14 protein-coding genes are annotated in these 16,085 nt (G+C 64.2%); 10 read left to right on the forward strand and 4 right to left on the reverse strand.

Annotated elements, in window-relative coordinates:
* Window positions 1-220: 220 nt before the first annotated feature.
* From tpx to AC2T3R_RS15120, 4 genes are all read right to left on the reverse strand, one after another.
* Window positions 221-721: a thiol peroxidase gene (gene tpx, locus AC2T3R_RS15105; protein ID WP_015270689.1), complete on the reverse strand. Its 501-nt coding sequence runs from the start codon at window positions 719-721 to the stop codon at window positions 221-223.
* A 164-nt stretch (window positions 722-885) separates the two neighbouring features.
* The gene (locus AC2T3R_RS15110; protein ID WP_410953523.1) at window positions 886-2,166 is read right to left on the reverse strand and encodes a serine/threonine transporter; all 1,281 of its coding nucleotides are present in this window, start codon (window positions 2,164-2,166) and stop codon (window positions 886-888) included.
* 294 nt (window positions 2,167-2,460) lie between these two features.
* Window positions 2,461-3,657, reverse strand: a complete 1,197-nt coding sequence (locus AC2T3R_RS15115) for an amino acid aminotransferase (protein WP_486743863.1) — start codon at window positions 3,655-3,657, stop codon at window positions 2,461-2,463.
* Window positions 3,658-3,882: 225 nt separating this feature from the next.
* Window positions 3,883-4,908 carry an Ldh family oxidoreductase gene (locus AC2T3R_RS15120; protein ID WP_100413475.1) on the reverse strand — a complete coding sequence of 342 codons (1,026 nt, stop codon included), beginning with the start codon at window positions 4,906-4,908 and terminating at the stop codon, window positions 3,883-3,885.
* Between the two features lie 143 nt (window positions 4,909-5,051).
* On the opposite strand from AC2T3R_RS15120, the gene AC2T3R_RS15125 reads away from it, so the two are divergent.
* The 10 genes from AC2T3R_RS15125 (at window position 5,052) to garD (ending at window position 16,005) form a co-directional block, all read left to right on the forward strand.
* A complete protein-coding gene (locus tag AC2T3R_RS15125) occupies window positions 5,052-5,924 on the forward strand; it encodes a MurR/RpiR family transcriptional regulator (protein ID WP_410953521.1) in 873 nt (290 codons plus the stop codon).
* 22 nt (window positions 5,925-5,946) lie between these two features.
* Window positions 5,947-6,699 (forward strand): transporter substrate-binding domain-containing protein, encoded by a 753-nt coding sequence (locus tag AC2T3R_RS15130; protein WP_410953520.1) that lies wholly within the window; start codon window positions 5,947-5,949, stop codon window positions 6,697-6,699.
* A gap of 145 nt (window positions 6,700-6,844) precedes the next feature.
* Window positions 6,845-7,564, forward strand: coding sequence for an ABC transporter permease (locus AC2T3R_RS15135; protein ID WP_004376260.1), 720 nt, complete (start codon window positions 6,845-6,847; stop codon window positions 7,562-7,564).
* On the forward strand, window positions 7,561-8,271 hold the full coding sequence (locus AC2T3R_RS15140; protein WP_004376258.1) for an ABC transporter permease: 711 nt from the start codon (window positions 7,561-7,563) through the stop codon (window positions 8,269-8,271). The genes AC2T3R_RS15135 and AC2T3R_RS15140 overlap by 4 nt, the downstream gene beginning before the upstream one ends.
* Before the next feature lie 16 nt (window positions 8,272-8,287).
* A complete protein-coding gene (locus AC2T3R_RS15145) occupies window positions 8,288-9,532 on the forward strand; it encodes an NAD(P)/FAD-dependent oxidoreductase (protein WP_054573560.1) in 1,245 nt (414 codons plus the stop codon).
* Window positions 9,533-9,554: 22 nt separating this feature from the next.
* Window positions 9,555-10,337, forward strand: coding sequence for an amino acid ABC transporter ATP-binding protein (locus AC2T3R_RS15150; RefSeq protein ID WP_013972988.1), 783 nt, complete (start codon window positions 9,555-9,557; stop codon window positions 10,335-10,337).
* Window positions 10,338-10,757: 420 nt separating this feature from the next.
* Entirely contained in the window at window positions 10,758-11,567 is an 810-nt protein-coding gene (locus AC2T3R_RS15155) for a gamma-glutamyl-gamma-aminobutyrate hydrolase family protein (protein WP_015270696.1), read from the forward strand.
* A 430-nt stretch (window positions 11,568-11,997) separates the two neighbouring features.
* Window positions 11,998-12,909: a 5-dehydro-4-deoxyglucarate dehydratase gene (gene kdgD, locus AC2T3R_RS15160; RefSeq protein ID WP_039615340.1), complete on the forward strand. Its 912-nt coding sequence runs from the start codon at window positions 11,998-12,000 to the stop codon at window positions 12,907-12,909.
* A gap of 104 nt (window positions 12,910-13,013) precedes the next feature.
* The gene (locus AC2T3R_RS15165; protein WP_023660766.1) at window positions 13,014-14,375 is read left to right on the forward strand and encodes an MFS transporter; all 1,362 of its coding nucleotides are present in this window, start codon (window positions 13,014-13,016) and stop codon (window positions 14,373-14,375) included.
* A gap of 76 nt (window positions 14,376-14,451) precedes the next feature.
* A complete protein-coding gene (garD, locus tag AC2T3R_RS15170) occupies window positions 14,452-16,005 on the forward strand; it encodes a galactarate dehydratase (RefSeq protein ID WP_486743864.1) in 1,554 nt (517 codons plus the stop codon).
* The last annotated feature ends 80 nt before the right edge of the window (window positions 16,006-16,085 follow it).

Below are 16,085 nucleotides of genomic sequence, written 5' to 3' on the forward strand. Positions count from 1 at the left end.
TGAACTTTAAATGAAAACGGCCCGGAAAGCGTTCCGGGCCGTTTACAGGGTGTTGCTTGAGCGGTGGCGGGCTGAAAGGTTTCGGTTGCCTGTGCCGGCCCCTTCGCGGGTAAACCCGCTCCTACAGGGATATCACAGCTTTTGAAACCTGTGCCGTACCTGTAGGAGCGGGTTTACCCGCGAAGAGGCCGGTACAGGACTCAGCCGACCTACCCCACCCTTACTTCAGCACAGCCAGCGCTGCATCGTAGTTCGGCTCATCAGCGATTTCGCCAACCAGCTCGCTGTGCAGCACCTTGTCGTTTTCGTCCAGCACCACCACGGCACGGGCAGCCAGGCCGGCCAGCGGGCCATCGGCGATGGCCACGCCATAGTTTTCGAGGAACTCGCGGCCACGCAGGGTCGACAGGTTCTTCACGTTGTCCAGGCCTTCGGCGCCGCAGAAGCGTGCCTGGGCGAACGGCAGGTCGGCGGAGATGCACAGCACCACGGTGTTAGCCACATCGTTGGCCTGGGCGTTGAACTTGCGCACGGAGGTAGCGCAGGTCGGGGTGTCGACGCTCGGGAAGATGTTCAGCACCTTGCGCTTGCCGGCAAAGTCTTTCAGCGACTTGTCAGCCAGGCCTTCACCGACCAGCGAGAAAGCCGGAGCCTGGGCGCCGGTTTTCGGCAGCTCGCCGTTGACCTGAACCGGGTTGCCTTTGAGAGTCACTTGAGCCATGACGAAATCCTTATGCGGGTTTGAAAAGGACACTGAGTTAAGCATGAAGGCGGCCGGGTGCCTATGGGGGCAGTGAAATTGTTCTATTACCGGACAATTCTTGTGGACAAAAAAATGCCCGGGTGGCTACAAGCGCCCCGGGCATTACTTTTGCGGATGACGTATCAGCCCAGCAGGCCGTATACCACCGAGGTCAGCGCAACCAGGCCGACTACCACCACGAACACGTTGGAGGCGGCACCGCTGTACTTGCGCATGGATGGCACGCGGCGAATGGCGTACATCGGCATCAGGAACAGCAGCACCGCGAGGATCGGGCCACCGAGCGACTCGATCATGCCGAGGATGCTTGGGTTGAGGGTGGCGACGATCCAGCACACCACCAGCATCAGCGCGGCGACCACGCGGTCCAGGGCCTTGGCCCCCGGGCGTGCGCCAGCCTTGGTGATGATGCCTTTCAGGCCTTCGCTGGCGCCGATGTAGTGGCCGAGGAACGACTTGGCAATGGCCACGAAGGCGATCAGCGGCGCAGCGAACGCGATGGTCGGGTTGCTGAAGTGGTTGGCCAGGTACGACAGGATCGACAGGTTCTGCGCCTTGGCCTCGGCCAGCTGGGCGCTGCTCAGGGTGAGCACGCAGCTGAACACGAAGAACAGCACCATCACCACCATCAGCAGGTGGGCACGGCGCAGGATCTGGCCGCTACGCTCATCGGCATGCTCGCCGTAGCGGCGCTTCTGGTCGACGGCAAAGGCGGAGATGATCGGCGAGTGGTTGAACGAGAACACCATCACCGGAATCGCCAGCCACAGGGTGTGCAGGAAGGCCGAGGCCGGTGGCACCTGGGTGGCGCTGTCGAGAATGCCACCGGTCCAGTGCGGCACCAGGTACAGGCCCAGCAATGCCAGGGCAACGATGAACGGGTAGACCAGCAGGCTCATGACCTTGACCGTGGCCTGCTCCCCGCAGCGCACGATGGCCAGCAGACCGAGAATCAGCACGAACGACAGGATGGCCCGTGGCGGCGGCTGCATGTGCAGCTGGTGCTCCATGAAGCTGGACACGGTGTTGGTCAGCGCCACGCTATAGATAAGCAGGATCGGGAAGATCGCGAAGAAGTACAGCACGGTGATCGAGGCGCCGGCGGTAATACCGAAGTGCTCCTTGACCACTTCGGTGATATCGCCGTCATTGCGCCCGGAAAGGACGAAACGGGTCAGCCCGCGGTGAGCGAAATAGGTCATCGGGAAGGCCAGCATGGCCAGGATCAGCAACGGCCAGAAGCCGCCAAGGCCGGCGTTGATCGGCAGGAACAGGGTTCCGGCGCCGATCGCTGTGCCGAACAGGCCCAGCATCCAGGTGGTGTCGTGACGCGACCAGCTGCCGAGGGTGGCGGGGGTCGATTCTGCAAAGCGTTGTTCAACGCTTGGGGCCTGCTCATTCATTCCGGGTGAAGCTCCACTCGCAAGACTGCAACAGGCTGAGAATGGCGAAATAGACGTTTCGCCCAACTCAACCGAAAAAGGGAGCGCGATTGTGCACGGAAAGGTTGCACTTGCGAAGCCCTTTTCCGAGGAGCGGTTGCACTTGTCTTTACAAGCGGATGCAACCAGAGGCTGCACGCAGCCTGATCGCCGGCAAGCCGGCTCCCACACCGACCGCGCAGTGCTTGAGCCTTGCGCTACCTCTGTGGGAGCCGGCTTGCCGGCGAAAGGGCCGCAAAGCGGCCCCGTGCGGTGTTACTTCTGGACGGCGGCGAAGGCTTCGGCAACCCGTTGCAGGTTGGCCGGGCGCAGGCCGGACATGCATACGCGGCCGCTGTCGATCAAGTACACGCCGAACTCGTCACGCAGGCGGCGCACCTGCTCGACGCTGAAGCCGGTGTAGCTGAACATGCCGCGCTGGCGCAGGAAGAACTGGAAGTCCTGGCCTGGCAGCAGCACGGCCAGGGCATCGACCAGCGCCTGGCGCATGTCGAGGATACGTTTGCGCATCACTTCGACTTCCTCGGCCCAATGGGCATTGAGGGCGGCATCGCCGAGCACGCCAGCAACCAGCTGGGCGCCGAAGTTGGGCGGGCTGGAGTAGTTGCGGCGCACGGTAGCCTTCAGCTGGCCGAGCACGCTCTGGGCAGTGGCTTCATCGTCGCAGACCACCGACAGGCCGCCGACACGCTCGCCGTACAGCGAGAAGATCTTCGAGAACGAGTTGCTGACCAGGCACGGCACGCCGGCGCGGGCCATTTCGCGGATGGCGTAGGCGTCTTCCACCAGGCCTTCGGCGAAGCCCTGGTAGGCGATGTCGAGGAACGGGATCAGTTGGCGTGCCTTGACCACTTCAACCACCTGTTGCCACTGGTGCTGTTCCAGGTCGGCGCCGGTGGGGTTGTGGCAGCACGGGTGCAGCAGCACTACGCTGTTGGCCGGCAGGGTCTGCAGGGTGGCCAGCATGCCGTCGAAGTCCACGCCACGGGTGGCCTGGTCGAAGTACGGGTAGGTGTGCACCTTGAAGCCGGCGCCTTCGAAGATGGCGCGGTGGTTGTCCCAGGTCGGGTTGCTGACCCAGACTTCGGACTGCGGGAAGTAGCGCTTGAGGAAGTCGGCGCCGACCTTTAGGGCGCCGGAACCGCCTACGGTCTGCACGGTGGCCACGCGCCCGCCGGTAACAGCCGGGTGATAGGCACCGAACAGCAGCGCCTGGATCGCCTGGCGGTAGCTGGCCAGGCCTTCCATCGGCAGGTACAGAGAGGCTTCGTGGTCCTGGCCGGCGATGCGTTTCTCCACCGCATCCACAGCCGCCAGTTGCGGCACCACGCCGGCCTCATCGTAGTACAGGCCGATACTCAGGTTGACCTTGTCGGCGCGCGGGTCGGCCTTGAAGGTTTCCATCAACGAGAGGATCGGGTCGCCGGCATAGGCATCGACATGTTTGAACACAGCGTGCAGCTCCTTGGATCAGGACAGTTCGAAAAGGCAGCCCTGAGCATACCCGGAGTGCGGGCTCAGGAACATCAACTATTGTGCAAGGTTGTCTATGCAACATTGCATGGCTGAGGATTGGTGCTGGATTCTTCGCGGGCATGCCCGCTCCCACAGGTACTGCACAGGTCTCAAGGGCGGTGCTATCACTGTGGGAGCGGGCGCGCCCGCGAAGAGGCCGGGTCAGCCAAGCAGCTCTTTCAGGCCTTGCAACTCCTGCTCGGTCAGCGCCACCCCTTCCTCCTCGGCCACCTCGCGCTCGCGGTAACGCCGCTCGCCCGGCATGCGCGTCAGCCCCACCGCCTGCATCTGCTCGACCAGCTCGCGGCTGCGCTGGGCAAACCGCTCGCCCTCGGCCTTGTTCGGGTCGATGACGATGATCAACTGCCCGGTCCACGGCGTCTTCGCCCCCGGGTGCCCCGACCAGTCGAACTCCCAGGAAAAATTCCCGCCGGTCAGCGCCGCCGCCAGCAACTCGACCATCATCGACAAGGCCGAGCCCTTGTGCCCGCCAAATGGCAGCAAGGCGCCGCCTTCCAGAATCGCCTTGGGGTCGGTTGTCGGCTCACCATTGGCATCCACCCCCATGCCCTGCGGCAATTGCTGGCCAGCACGTGCGGCAATCTGCACGTCGCCATGGGCCATGGCGCTGGTGGCCATGTCGAAGACGATCGGGTCATGTTCGGCGCAAGGTGCGGCAAAGGCGATGGGGTTGGTGCCGAACAGCGGCTTGCGGGCGCCGTGCGGCACCACACAGGTCATGCTGTTGACCACGCTCAGGGCTACCAGGCCTTCGTCGGCGAAAGGCTCCACATCCGGCCACAGCGCGGCGAAGTGGTGCGAGTTGTGGATCGCCAGCACGGCGATGCCAGCGTTGCGCGCCTTCGCCACCAGAAGTTCACGGGCCGCCGCCAGCGCCGGCTGGGCGAAGCCGCCTGCGGCATCGACGCGAACATAACCGGGCGCCACGTCGCTGACCTTCGGCGTGGCCTGGCCATCGACCCAGCCGCTGGCCAATGTCGAAACATAGCCGGGCATGCGGAACACCCCATGGCTATGGGCACCATCGCGCTGGGCGCTGGCGCAGTTGTGGGCCAGCACCCGGGCCACGCTTTCGCTGCAGCCATGGCGCTGGAAAATGCTCTGCAACAGGCCCTGCAGCTCGGTAAAAGGCACACGCACGACGGTGCTGGTGGAAGGTGCGGACATCTGAAGCTCCTTGTTGGAATTGGAATGGCTACAGCGTTGCAACGACAAAAACTTTCCTGCATGTGACAGCTATCTGTCAAATGTTGACTTGATGACAGAAAACAGCCATTTTCTTTCGCAAGCCTTACCCCTGGAGCCGCAGCATGAGCCAACCGATCAAGCAACGCCTGGAAAACAGCCTCGAAGGGGCCGCTGCTTCGGGCCGCAAGATCGCCACCTACATGCTCGCCAATCTGCAGGAACTACCGTTCCAGACCTCGGCCAGCATTGCCGCCAAGCTGGGCGTCAGCGAATCCAGCGTCGGCCGTTTCTGCCGCTCATTGGGTTATGCCCATCTCAAGGCGTTGAAGCAAGACCTGCAGAACGACCTGGGCGATGGCCCGTGGCTGGTGGGCGACCGCCTGCAAGATTACCGCCAGAACCAGGACGCCAGCGACAACGCCGGCAGCCTGGAGTTGGAAATCGCCGCCCTGGTGCGCGTGCACGAGTATCGCCAGAGCAGCGCCTGGCACAGCGTCGCCCAGCGCCTGGCAAGCAAGCAGCGGGTGTTCATTGCCGGCTTCCAGACCGAGCGCGGCATCGCCATGTGCATGAGCCACCTGCTGCAGTACCTGCGCGATGGCGTGCAGCTGGTGGATATGAGTGCCGGGCACTTTGGCGAAGTATTGCTGGGCCGCGCCGAAGACAGCGCCCTGGTGGTGTTCGAAGCCCGCCGTTATTCCCGCCATGCCCTGCTGTTGTGCCAGAAGGCGCGCGAGGCTGGCATAGCGGTCACCCTGGTGACCGACACCTTCTGTGACTGGGCCGATGCCAACGCCGACGAGGTGTTCCGCATTCCCACCGAGTTCAACCTGTTCTGGGAGTCCACCTCGACCATGCTGTCGTGGGTGCACCTGATGGTCAACGAGGTCTGCAAGAAACTCGGACCGGATGTTGAAAAGCGCTTGGAAGCAACTGCCGCTCTACATAACGAATTCGTCGGCTACACCTCGTGGTCGACGGGAAAACAACAATAGCAAGAGTGCAATGAGGTGCGAGATGAAAAAGACCATGGCCTTGGTGGGTGCGTGTGCCCTGCTGCTGTCGGGTGCCGCCAGTGCCGAAACCCTGCGCTTCGCCACCGAGGGCGCCTACCCGCCCTTCAACTATGTCGACGCCAATAACCAGTTGCACGGCTTCGACATCGACATCACCCATGCCCTGTGCGAGCAGATGAAAGTCGAGTGCACGCTGGTGGCCCAGGACTGGGAAGGCATCATCCCGGCGCTGATGGCACGCAAGTACGACGCAGTGGTCGCGTCGATGATCAACACCGAAGAACGGCGCAAGAAAATCGCCTTCACCGACCACTACTACCGCACCCCGCTGACTGTCGCCGTGGCCAAGGACAGCAAGATTACCGACGCCCAGACCAACTTCGACGGATACACCGTTGGCGCCCAGTCGTCCTCCACCCAGGCCATCTACGCCGAAGACGTCTACGCCAAGGCCGGTGCCGACGTGAAACTGTACCCGACCATGGACGAAGCCAACGCCGACCTGGCCGCGGGCCGCCTGGACGGGGTGATTGCCGACAAATTCCCACTGAACGAGTGGATGACCAAGAACGGCGGGGACTGCTGCAAGATCCTCGGCGACGTGGCCAACACCAAGGCCGATGCCGCCATTGCCGTGCGCAAGGACGACGAAGCCCTGCGCCAACGCCTGAACACCGCGCTGCAACAGATCGTGGCCAACGGCACCTACCAGAAGATCGCCAGCAAGTACTTCGCTTTCGATATCTACAACTGATCTTCAAGCCCTCATTGCCTGACCGGGCCCTATCGCCGGCAAGCCAGCTCCCACAGGTTGCTCACTGACCTGAAGAACAGCGGTGTACCTGTGGGAGCTGGCTTGCCGGCGATGAGGCCGGTGAGGTCAACACAAGGTGTTCGTCATGCTCGATCAATTATCCTTGCTGTCCTTCGCCAGTGGAGGCTGGGGCCAGGCGTTGCTGGCCGGCGCCCTGGTCACCGTTTCCCTGGCCCTGGCCTGCCTGCCCATCGGCCTGCCGCTGGGCCTGGTGGTCGCCCTTGCAGCACGCTCGCGCAAGCGCTTGCCGCGTGCCTGGGCCACCACCTTCTCCACCGTGTTCCGTGGCCTGCCCGAACTGCTGACGCTGCTGATCATCTATTACGGCTGCCAGATCGCCGCACAGAAAATTCTCGCAGCCATGGGCTACCAGGGTGAGTTCCTGATCAATACCTTCCTCGCCGCGATGATCGCCTTCAGCCTGGTGTTCGCCGCGTTCTCCAGCGAGATCTGGCTGGCAGCCTTCAAGACCCTGCCCAAGGGCCAGCTGGAAGCCTGCTCGGCGCTGGGCCTGAGCAAGCGCACCGGCTTCTTCAAGGTGCTGCTGCCGCAATTGACCCGCATCGCCCTTCCCGGCCTGTCCAATAACTGGCTGTCGCTGCTCAAGGACACCTCGCTGGTATCCACCATCTCGCTGGTCGACCTGATGCGCCAGACCAACCTGGCCGTCAGCGTGACCAAGGAGCCGATGTTCTTCTATGGCGTCGCCTGCCTGGGCTACCTGCTGTTCGCCGCCATTTCCGGGCGCGTGTTCGCCTTCATCGAACGGCGCAGCAACCGCCACCTGCAAGGAGCACGCGCATGAGCTTCGAACAACTGCTGGCGCTGGTACTCGACCCCGACCTGCTGGAACGCTACGGCCCACGCTTCCTCGATGGCCTGCTGGTAACGGCCAAGCTGGTGGCGATTTCCTTCAGCCTGGGTGCCGTGCTCGGCCTGTTGCTGGCCCTGGCGCGCATGTCGCGCAGCCTGCTGCTGCAGCGCATGGCCGCCGGCTATGTGTACTTCTTCCGCGGCTCGCCGCTGCTGGCCCAGCTGTTCCTACTGTATTACGGCCTGGGTTCGCTCAAAGGCTTCTGGCAGGACGTAGGCCTGTGGTGGTTCTTCCGCGAGGCGTGGTTCTGCACCCTGCTGGCGTTCACCCTGAACACCGCCGCCTACCAGGCCGAGATCTTCCGCGGCAGCCTGATGGCCGTCGCCCCCGGCCAGCATGAGGCGGCTCGGGCGCTGAACCTGAAGCGCTCGACCACCTTCTTCAAGGTGATCCTGCCGCAGTCGCTGCTGGTGGCCATCGGCCCGCTGGGCAACGAACTGATCCTGATGATCAAGGCCAGTGCGATCGCCTCGCTGGTGACCATCTACGACCTGATGGGCGTGACCAAACTGGCCTTCTCGCGCAGTTTCGACTTCCAGATCTACCTGTGGGCCGCCGTGCTCTACCTGCTGATCGTCGAACTGGTGCGGCGCCTGCTGAAACACCTGGAAGCCCGTCTGGGCCGCCACTTGAACTGACCGAAGGATACGTTCCATGCATTGCCAGACCCTTGTCCTCGGCGCCGGCATCGTCGGCGTCAGCACCGCGCTGCACCTGCAGGCCCGCGGGCGCCAGGTGATCCTGATCGACCGCGACGAACCGGGCTGCGGCACCAGCCACGGCAACGCCGGGCTGATCGAGCGCTCCAGCGTCATCCCCTATGCCTTCCCGCGGCAACTGGGCGCGCTGCTGCGCTATGGCCTGAACCGCCAGCCCGACGTGCGCTACAGCCTGCTGCACCTGCCCAAGGCCGCACCCTGGCTGTGGCGCTACTGGCGCCAGTCTGCCCCCGGGCGCCTGGCCGGGGCCGCCGCCGACATGCTGCCGCTGGTGCAGCGCTGCGTCGAGGAGCACGACGTATTCATTGCTGCCGCCGGCCTGGAAGGGCTGGTGCAGGCCAAAGGCTGGATCGAAGTGTTCCGTGACCCGGCGCTGTTCGAGCAGGCCAAGGCCGACGCCAAGGGCCTGAGCCGATATGGCCTGCAGTTCGAAATCCTCGAATGCGGGCAGTTGCAGGCCCGCGAGCACCAGCTGGACGCCAGCGTGGTCGGCGGCATTCACTGGCTCGACCCCAAGACCGTGAACAACCCCGGCGCCCTCACCCGCGGCTACGCCACCCTGTTCACGCAGCGCGGCGGGCAGTTCCTGCATGGCGATGCGCGCAGCCTGCGCCAGGTCGACGGCCAATGGCGGGTCGACAGCCGCCGCGGCCCGATCACCGCCGACGAGGTGGTGGCCTGCCTCGGCCCGCAGTCAGCCGACCTGTTCAGTGGCCTGGGCTACCAGATACCGCTGGCGATCAAGCGTGGCTACCACATGCACTACAGCACCCGTGACGGCGCGCAACTGGAGCATTCCATCTGCGACACCCAGGGCGGCTACGTGCTGGCGCCGATGGCCCGCGGCGTGCGCCTGACCACCGGCATCGAGTTCGACGCCAGCAGCGCGCCGGGCAACCAGATCCAGCTGGGCCGTTGCGAAGCCCTGGCGCGCAAGCTGTTCCCGGCCCTGGGTGAGCGCCTGGACGACACCCCGTGGCTGGGCCGCCGCCCGTGCCTGCCCGACATGCGCCCGGTGATCGGCCCGGCACCGCGCCACCCGGGGCTGTGGTTCAACTTCGGCCACGCCCACCACGGCCTCACCCTGGGCCCGGTCAGCGGCCGGCTGGTGGCCGAACTGGTCACCGGCGAACGCCCCTTCACCGACCCCGCGCCCTACAGCGCGACCCGTTTCGACTGACCCCCTGCGGGAGAACAACAAGATGACCGCACCACTGAGCCTTGCCACCCTTGCCCCCGAACCCGACCCACGCCCGGTGCTGATCCGCATCGAAGGCCTGAACAAGCACTACGGCGCGTTCCACGTGCTGCGCGACATCGACCTGCAGGTGCGCGAAGGCGAACGCATCGTGCTGTGCGGGCCGTCCGGCTCGGGCAAGTCGACCCTGATCCGCTGCATCAACCGCCTGGAAGTGGCCCAGCAGGGCAGCATCAAGGTGGATGGCATCGACCTGGCGGCCACCACCCGCGAAGCGGCGCAGGTGCGCAGCGACATCGGCATGGTGTTCCAGCACTTCAACCTGTTCCCGCACATGAGCGTGCTCGACAACTGCCTGCTGGCCCCCACCAGCGTGCGCGGCCTGTCGCGCAAGGACGCCGAGGAGCGGGCGCGCATGTACCTGAGCAAGGTCGGCATCGAAAGCCAGGCGCACAAGTACCCCAGCCAGCTGTCCGGTGGCCAGCAGCAGCGCGTGGCGATTGCCCGGGCACTGTGCATGAAGCCGCGGATCATGCTGTTCGACGAGCCCACCTCGGCGCTTGACCCAGAGATGGTCGCCGAGGTGCTGGATGTGCTGGTGCAACTGGCCGGCACCGGCATGACCATGCTTTGCGTCACCCATGAAATGGGCTTTGCCCGCCAGGTAGCCGAGCGGGTGCTGTTCCTTGAGGGCGGGCAGATCATCGAAGACAGCCCGCCGCAGGTGTTCTTCAACCAGCCGCGTACCGAGCGGGCCAAGGGGTTCCTGGCGCAAATACTGCACTGACACCTGTTCCGGCCTCTTCGCGGGCTCGCCCGCTCCCACAGGATCACCTCGGCCTTCGAGACCGGTGATCAACCTGTGGGAGCGGGCATGCCCGCGAAGAGGCCGGAACAGGCGACACCTTCATTGCACCGCTGCAAAGACCCAACTGCATCGTTAAATATTATTGACCTTACCCCCCGCCAAACCCACGCCACCACAGGCTCGCAACGGTTTCAGCCCCCAAAAACCGGCGCATTCGCTGCCATCAAGCCCTGCTCCGTCGTTTGACATATCGAACGGCTCTGGCAAGCTATCTACAAGCCCCGACCGGAATCGTCGCCTCCGACGAGCCGGCAGTGCTCGGGGCTACAGGTTGCACCCATGGCCCCGCGCCGTGCACCTGCACAACAACGACAGGCCGAACCTGTCCCAAGGTGACATATGTCCAACAGCAACATTGGCAACAAGCAACCCTCCCTGCGCAAACCCGTCGTCCTGATGACCATGGGCAGCCAAGAGCGCAAAGGCCATGACTATCAGGTCATGACCCACAAATACATCACCCCGCTGGTCGAGTTTTCCGATTGCGTCCCGGTGCTGGTGCCCACCTGCTGCGGCATCGAAGACCTCGAGACCTATCTGGACATGGCCGACGGCGTGTACCTGACCGGCGCCGGCAGCAACATCGACCCGGCCCTGTACGGCCAGGAAAACGAGACCCCCGGCAAAGGCCAGGACCAGAACCGCGACCTGTTCGACATCCCGCTGGTCAAGGCCGCGATCAAGCGTGGCCTGCCGATCTTCGGCATCTGCCGTGGCATGCAGGAAATCAACGTGGCCCTGGGTGGCGACATCTACCAGAAGGTGTACGCCGAGCCTGGCTTCAATGACCACCGGGAAAACCCGGAAGACCCGGTCGAGGTGCAATACGCCCAGGTGCACGGCGTGAAGATCAAGCCGGACAGCTGGCTGCGTGACACCCTGGGTACCGATGAGATTCGCGTCAACTCGCTGCATGGCCAAGGCCTGCACAAGCTCGGCGCCGGCATCGAGGCCATCGCCCACGCCGAAGACGGCCTGGTCGAGGCGATCCATGCCCCGAGCATCTCGCCATTCCTGTTCGCCGTGCAGTGGCACCCGGAGTGGCAAGCGGCGAAGAACCCGGATTCGATCAAGATTTTCCAGGCTTTCGGCGACGCTTGCCGGGCCCAGGTACGCAAGGCGCAGATCAAGCGCCAGCACGCTGCCTGACCCCAGTTTCCTCTGCTTTGATCGCGGGGCGGCGCAAGGCCGCCCCCGTGTTCCCCGGTCACCCTCTGCTGGTCCCAGAACACTTCCCGTGGAAACGGGCGGCGGGCTTGTGCCTGTCTCCGCGATCGTTTTTTTCCTGCCCCATAAAGAGATACGATGACTGATCGCAGTGAGTCTGCCATCTATGTCTCATGCATCTCTTGTTGTCGCCTGTGCTGGCCTCTTCGCGGGTAAACCCGCTCCTACAAGCGCGACGCGGTCCCTGTAGGAGCGGGTTTACCCGCGAAGAGGCCGGCACAGGCAACACACTCCTTCCGCCCCTCCACAAAAAAATCTCCCCAAGGGACTAGTCATCGTACAGGTTGTACGATAACTTACCTCAAACGCAAAACATCACCCTTCACCCAAGCGCCACAGGATGCCAACAACAATGACTCCACAAGAACTCAAATCCATCCTCTCCCACGGCCTGCTGTCTTTCCCGGTCACCGACTTCAACGCCCAGGGCGACTTCAACCCGGCTGGCTACGTCAAGCGCCTGGAATGGCTGGCCCCGTACGGCGCCAGCGCCTTGTTCGCCGCCGGTGGCACCGGTGAGTTCTTCTCGCTGGCTGCCAGCGAATACAGCCAGGTGATCAAGACCGCCGTCGACACCTGCGCCAAGTCGGTCCCTATCCTCGCCGGCGTCGGTGGCTCCACCCGCCAGGCCATCGAATACGCGCAAGAAGCCGAGCGCCTGGGTGCCAAGGGCTTGCTGCTGTTGCCGCACTACCTGACCGAAGCCAGCCAGGAAGGCGTCGCCGCCCACGTCGAAGCCGTATGCAAATCGGTAAACATCGGCGTAGTCGTCTACAACCGCAACGTCTGCCGCCTGAACGCCGACCTGCTGGAAAAACTGGCCGAGCGCTGCCCGAACCTGATCGGCTACAAGGACGGCCTGGGTGACATCGAGCTGATGGTGTCGATCCGTCGCCGCCTGGGCGACCGCTTCAGCTACCTGGGTGGCCTGCCGACCGCCGAGGTGTATGCAGCCGCCTACAAGGCCCTGGGCGTGCCGGTGTACTCCTCCGCCGTGTTCAACTTCGTGCCGAAGACCGCCATGGACTTCTACAACGCCATCGCCCGTGACGACCACGCCACCGTGGCCAAGCTGATCGACGACTTCTTCCTGCCTTACCTGGACATCCGCAACCGCAAGGCCGGCTATGCCGTGAGCATCGTCAAGGCCGGCGCCAAAATCGCCGGTTACGACGCCGGCCCGGTGCGTACTCCGCTTACCGACCTCACCGCCGACGAGTACGAAAAACTCGCCGCGCTGATGGACAAGATGGGCCCGCAGTAAGCGCCGCCCGCGGCCTGCCAGATGCCGCGCCCGGAGTGGGCCAGCCCCGCTCCGGTTACAATTCGTAAGCCCGCACAAAAATAACTAGTGGGAGTACTACCAGCATGCAAGCGACGAAGAAGACGCATGTGCGCTACCTGATCCTGTTCATGCTGTTCCTGGTGACCACGATCAACTACGCTGACCGCGCCACCATTGCCATCGCGGGCTCCAGCCTGCAGAAAGACCTCGGCATCGATGCCGTGACCCTCGGCTACATCTTCTCCGCCTTCGGATGGGCATACGTGGCTGGCCAGATTCCTGGTGGCTGGCTGCTCGACCGCTTCGGTTCCAAGAACGTCTACGCCTTCAGCATCTTCACCTGGTCGCTGTTCACCCTGCTGCAGGGTTTTGTCGGTGGTCTGCCGGTGGCCTGGGCGGTGGTGACGCTGTTCACCCTGCGCTTTTTGGTCGGTTTTGCCGAAGCCCCGTCGTTCCCCGGCAATGCGCGCATCGTCGCGGCCTGGTTCCCGACCCAGGAACGCGGCACCGCCTCGGCCATCTTCAACTCGGCGCAGTACTTCGCCACCGCACTGTTCGCACCGATCATGGGCTGGATCGTGTTCAGCTTCGGCTGGGAGCACGTGTTCGTGGTCATGGGCGCACTGGGCATCGTGTTCTCCATGGTGTGGCTGAAGACCATCTACAACCCGCGCCAACACCCACGTATCAGCCCAGGTGAACTCGAACACATCGAGCAGAATGGCGGGCTGGTGGACATGGACCAGAAACGCGGCAACGACGGCCCGAAATGGGGCTACATCAAGCAACTGCTGACCAGCCGCATGCTGCTGGGCGTGTACCTGGGCCAGTACTGCATCAACGCCATCACCTACTTCTTCCTCACCTGGTTCCCGGTGTACCTGGTGCAGGAGCGCGGCATGACCATCCTCAAGGCCGGCTTCATCGCCTCGCTGCCGGCGGTCTGCGGCTTCATCGGTGGTGTGCTGGGCGGGGTGATCTCCGACTGGCTGCTGCGCCGCGGCAACTCGCTGACCTTCTCGCGCAAGCTGCCGATCGTCTGCGGCCTGCTGCTGTCGACCACCATGGTGTTCTGCAACTACGTCGACGCCGAGTGGATGGTGGTCGGTTTCATGACCCTGGCGTTCTTCGGCAAAGGCATCGGCGCGCTGGGCTGGGCGGTGGTCGCCGACACCTCGCCGAAACAGATCGCCGGGCTGTCGGGAGGGCTGTTCAACACCTTCGGCAACATCGCCTCGATCACCACGCCAATCGTGATCGGCTACATCATCAGCGCCACGGGTTCGTTCAAGTGGGCCCTGGTGTACGTCGGCGCCAACGCCCTGGTGGCGGTGTTCAGCTACCTGGTGATCGTCGGCCCGATCAAGCGCATCGAGCTGCGTGAAAGCCCAAAGCCTGACGCCGAGCCAGTGGCCGGCAGCGAACTGGCCGGCTCGCGCCACTGAGTGAACACGCCCGCGGCGGCCACCCGCCGCGGGCGGATGTACAAAAGCCTGAGAACCTGACAAGTAGGGCCCGAACATGCAGTTGATCGAACATTCCGACTCGCCCCGCTACGTCCGCCTGCACGACGACGACAATGTCGTGGTGGTGGTCAATGATGGCGGCCTGGGCGAAGGCGCCCGCTTCGCCGACGGCCTGACCCTGGTCGAAGGCGTGCCACAGAGCCACAAGGTGGCCACCGTAGCCATCGCCAAGGGCGAACCGGTGCGCCGCTACGGGCAGATCATAGGCTATGCGCTGGAAGACCTGCGCCAGGGCAGCTGGGTGCAGGAGAGCCAGCTGGCCATGCCGGCCGCACCGGAGCTGGACAGCCTGCCACGCTGCGACGCCGTCCCGCAGCCGCTGCCGCCGCTCGAAGGCTTCACCTTCGAAGGCTACCGCAACGCCGACGGCACCGTCGGTACCCGCAACATCCTCGGCATCACCACCACCGTGCAATGCGTGGCCGGCGTGCTGGAGCATGCGGTAAAGCGCATTCGCAGCGAGTTGCTGCCCAAGTATCCCAATGTCGATGACGTGGTGGCGATCACCCACAGCTACGGCTGCGGTGTGGCGATCAACGCGCGCGATGCCTACATCCCGATCCGCACGGTGCGCAACCTGGCGCGCAACCCCAACCTGGGCGGCGAGGCCCTGGTCATCAGCCTGGGCTGCGAAAAGCTGCAGGCCGGCCAGGTGATGCACGACAACGACCCGTCGGTGGACCTCAGCGACCCGTGGCTGTACCGCCTGCAGGACGCCAGCCTGGGCTTTGTGGAAATGATCGAGCAGATCATGGAACTGGCCGAGACCCGCCTGAAGAAACTCGACCAGCGCCGCCGCGTAAGCGTGCCGGCCAGCGAACTGATCCTGGGTATGCAGTGCGGGGGCAGCGATGCCTTCTCGGGCATCACCGCCAACCCGGCGCTGGGCTACGCCGCCGACCTGCTGGTACGCGCCGGCGCCACCGTGCTGTTCTCGGAGGTGACCGAAGTGCGCGACGCCATCTATATGCTCACCTCGCGGGCGGAAAACCAGGAGGTCGCAGACGCCCTGGTGCGCGAAATGGACTGGTACGACCGCTACCTGCAGCAAGGCGCCGCCGACCGCAGCGCCAACACCACGCCGGGCAACAAGAAAGGCGGCCTGTCGAATATCGTCGAGAAGTCCCTGGGGTCGATCGTCAAGTCCGGTAGCGGCGCCATCCAGGGCGTGCTCGGCCCGGGCGAGCGGGTCAACCGCAAAGGCCTGATCTTCTGCGCCACCCCGGCCAGCGACTTTGTCTGCGGCACCCTGCAACTGGCTGCCGGCATGAACCTGCATGTGTTCACCACCGGCCGCGGCACGCCATACGGTCTGGCCATGGCGCCAGTGGTCAAGGTATGCACCCGCAGCGAGCTGGCCCAGCGCTGGCCCGACCTGATCGACATCGACGCCGGGCGCATCGCCAGCGGCCGCTCGACCATCGAGGAGCTGGGCTGGGAGCTGTTCCACTACTACCTGGACGTGGCCAGCGGCCGCAAGCAGACCTGGGCCGAACAGCATCGCCTGCACAACGACATCACCCTGTTCAACCCGGCACCGATTACCTGATGACCCGGCTTCTCGACAGTGTCGCGATCCCTGTGGGAGCGGGCGAGCCCGCGAAGCAGGCAACCCGGTGTATGGCACCG

It is taken from the genome of Pseudomonas sp. PVC-5-1 (assembly GCF_057444345.1).

What these genes read in the sequence shown, in the direction of transcription:
- tpx (WP_015270689.1), bottom strand. Translation starts at nt 721, where the DNA reads ATGGCTCAAGTGACTCTCAAAGGCAACCCGGTTCAGGTCAACGGCGAG.
- AC2T3R_RS15110 (WP_410953523.1), bottom strand. Translation starts at nt 2,166, where the DNA reads ATGAATGAGCAGGCCCCAAGCGTTGAACAACGCTTTGCAGAATCGACC.
- AC2T3R_RS15120 (WP_100413475.1), bottom strand. Translation starts at nt 4,908, where the DNA reads ATGTCCGCACCTTCCACCAGCACCGTCGTGCGTGTGCCTTTTACCGAG.
- AC2T3R_RS15125 (WP_410953521.1), top strand. Translation starts at nt 5,052, where the DNA reads ATGAGCCAACCGATCAAGCAACGCCTGGAAAACAGCCTCGAAGGGGCC.
- AC2T3R_RS15130 (WP_410953520.1), top strand. Translation starts at nt 5,947, where the DNA reads ATGAAAAAGACCATGGCCTTGGTGGGTGCGTGTGCCCTGCTGCTGTCG.
- AC2T3R_RS15135 (WP_004376260.1), top strand. Translation starts at nt 6,845, where the DNA reads ATGCTCGATCAATTATCCTTGCTGTCCTTCGCCAGTGGAGGCTGGGGC.
- AC2T3R_RS15140 (WP_004376258.1), top strand. Translation starts at nt 7,561, where the DNA reads ATGAGCTTCGAACAACTGCTGGCGCTGGTACTCGACCCCGACCTGCTG.
- AC2T3R_RS15145 (WP_054573560.1), top strand. Translation starts at nt 8,288, where the DNA reads ATGCATTGCCAGACCCTTGTCCTCGGCGCCGGCATCGTCGGCGTCAGC.
- AC2T3R_RS15150 (WP_013972988.1), top strand. Translation starts at nt 9,555, where the DNA reads ATGACCGCACCACTGAGCCTTGCCACCCTTGCCCCCGAACCCGACCCA.
- AC2T3R_RS15155 (WP_015270696.1), top strand. Translation starts at nt 10,758, where the DNA reads ATGTCCAACAGCAACATTGGCAACAAGCAACCCTCCCTGCGCAAACCC.
- kdgD (WP_039615340.1), top strand. Translation starts at nt 11,998, where the DNA reads ATGACTCCACAAGAACTCAAATCCATCCTCTCCCACGGCCTGCTGTCT.
- AC2T3R_RS15165 (WP_023660766.1), top strand. Translation starts at nt 13,014, where the DNA reads ATGCAAGCGACGAAGAAGACGCATGTGCGCTACCTGATCCTGTTCATG.
- garD (WP_486743864.1), top strand. Translation starts at nt 14,452, where the DNA reads ATGCAGTTGATCGAACATTCCGACTCGCCCCGCTACGTCCGCCTGCAC.